Origin of the sequence: Pseudomonas sp. GM80, assembly GCF_000282515.1 — a bacterium.
GTDB lineage: Bacteria > Pseudomonadota > Gammaproteobacteria > Pseudomonadales > Pseudomonadaceae > Aquipseudomonas.
In genome coordinates, this window is record NZ_AKJD01000238.1 from 1 (window position 1) to 1,778 (window position 1,778).

A 1,778-nucleotide genomic window follows, 5' to 3' on the forward strand; every position below is an offset into this window, starting at 1 on the left:
ATCGCAGCCTGCGGCAGCTCCCACAGGGATTGTGTATGGTGGTTCTGGCTTAGTGGACTGGATGGAGCAAGATGCGATTACTCATGACCCTCGCCGCAGTGTTGAGCCTCGCCGGTTGTGCGGGGCAGCGCAGCAGCGAACCGGTGCCCCGTGCGCCTGCTGAAGTGAAGGCTGAAATCGTCCGGCTGATGCCGGCCAAGGTCGCGGATCGTCAGGGCTGGGCTACCGACATTTACGCCGCATTTGCCGCGCAAGACATCAGCCCGACCACACAGAATCTGTGCTCGGTGCTGGCGGTGGTTGAACAGGAATCGACCTTTCAGGCCGACCCCACCGTACCCGGCCTCGGCAAAATCGCCCGCGACGAAATCGACCGTCGCGCCGGCAAAGTGCACATCCCCAGCCTGTTGGTCAGCGGCGCTTTGCAAGTGCGCTCGACCACTGGCAAGACCTACAGCGAACGCCTCAACGCCGCGCGCAGCGAGAAGGAATTGAGCGCGATTTTCGATGACTTCATCGGCAGGGTACCGATGGGCCGTACGCTATTCGGTGGCTTCAACCCGGTCCACACCGGCGGGCCGATGCAGGTCAGCATCGAGTTTGCCGAACAGCACGCCAAGGACTATCCGTACCCGGTCGACGGCAGCATTCGCCACGAAGTGTTCAGCCGCCGCGGTGGCATGTACTTCGGCATCGCGCACTTGCTCGGTTACCCGGTGAGTTATCGCGAGCCGCTGTATCGCTTCGCCGATTTCAACGCCGGTTGGTACGCCAGCCGCAATGCCGCATTCCAGAACGCAGTCAGCCGCGCCTCGGGCATCCCGCTGGCACTCGACGGCGATCTGATTCGTTATGACTCGATCATGCCCGGCGGCACGGAGCTGGCGGTGCGCACCCTTGGCAAGTCGCTCGGCATGCGTAATCCGACCATTCGTGATCAGTTGGAAAAGGGCAAAACCCCCGAATTCGAAGAGACGAAGCTCTATCAACGGGTGTTTGAGTTGGCGGAAAAAGCCGAGGGCAAGAAGCTGCCGCGCGCGGTGCTACCAGGCATCGTCCTGCAAAGCCCGAAAATCACCCGCAAACTGACCACGGCGTGGTTCGCCAAGCGCGTGGATGAGCGTTACAAACGCTGCATGGGCAAGGGCGGATAATCACACGGACATAAAAAACCCGGCAGGGGATGCCGGGTTTTTCTGGGTTGTTGCGATCAGCGCAATCATTCAGACAGCGCGGCGTTCGAGCAGGCGATCCGAACCACCCTCTGCAACGGTATTGCCCTGCAGACGATCCGAACCATCAGCGGCGACGGTGTTGCCCTGCAGACGATCGGAGCCATCAGCGGCAACGGTGTTGCCTTGCAAACGATCGGAGCCATCAGCGGCGACGGTGTTGCCTTGCAGACGATCCGAGCCATCAGCCGCTACGGTGTTGCCTTGCAGACGATCGGAGCCATCAGCAGCGACAGCGTTCTGGTACAGACGATCCGAGCCGTCAGCGGCGATCATCGTGTGAACCGGGGTAGCGGCGAAAGCGTTTACTGCGAAAACCGAGAAAGCGATGCTGAGAAGAGTTTGGCGTTTCATGATGTTTGCTCCGGGGTGTTATTGGTTGGTATGGAGCCGATCTTACGCCGGGGATTTTTTATGAGAACTTCATTGCCGTGATGGTAAACATCGACGCCAATGATGGTTCATGTAGGAGCTGCCGCAGGCTGCGATCTTTTGATCTTGCTTCTGAAAAACCAGATCAAAAGATCGCAGCCTGCGGCAGGTCCT

The 1,778-nt window shown here is 59.6% G+C and carries 2 protein-coding genes; one reads left to right on the forward strand and one right to left on the reverse strand.

All coding sequences use genetic code 11. From position 1 onward, the window contains the following. The first annotated feature begins 71 nt into the window (after positions 1-71). Positions 72-1,154 carry a DUF1615 domain-containing protein gene (locus PMI37_RS27395; protein ID WP_008087490.1) on the forward strand — a complete coding sequence of 361 codons (1,083 nt, stop codon included), beginning with the start codon at positions 72-74 and terminating at the stop codon, positions 1,152-1,154. 69 nt (positions 1,155-1,223) lie between these two features. Here PMI37_RS27395 and PMI37_RS27400 read toward each other — a convergent pair whose 3' ends face one another. Then, positions 1,224-1,586, reverse strand: coding sequence for a hypothetical protein (locus PMI37_RS27400; protein ID WP_008087491.1), 363 nt, complete (start codon positions 1,584-1,586; stop codon positions 1,224-1,226). Positions 1,587-1,778: the final 192 nt, after the last annotated feature.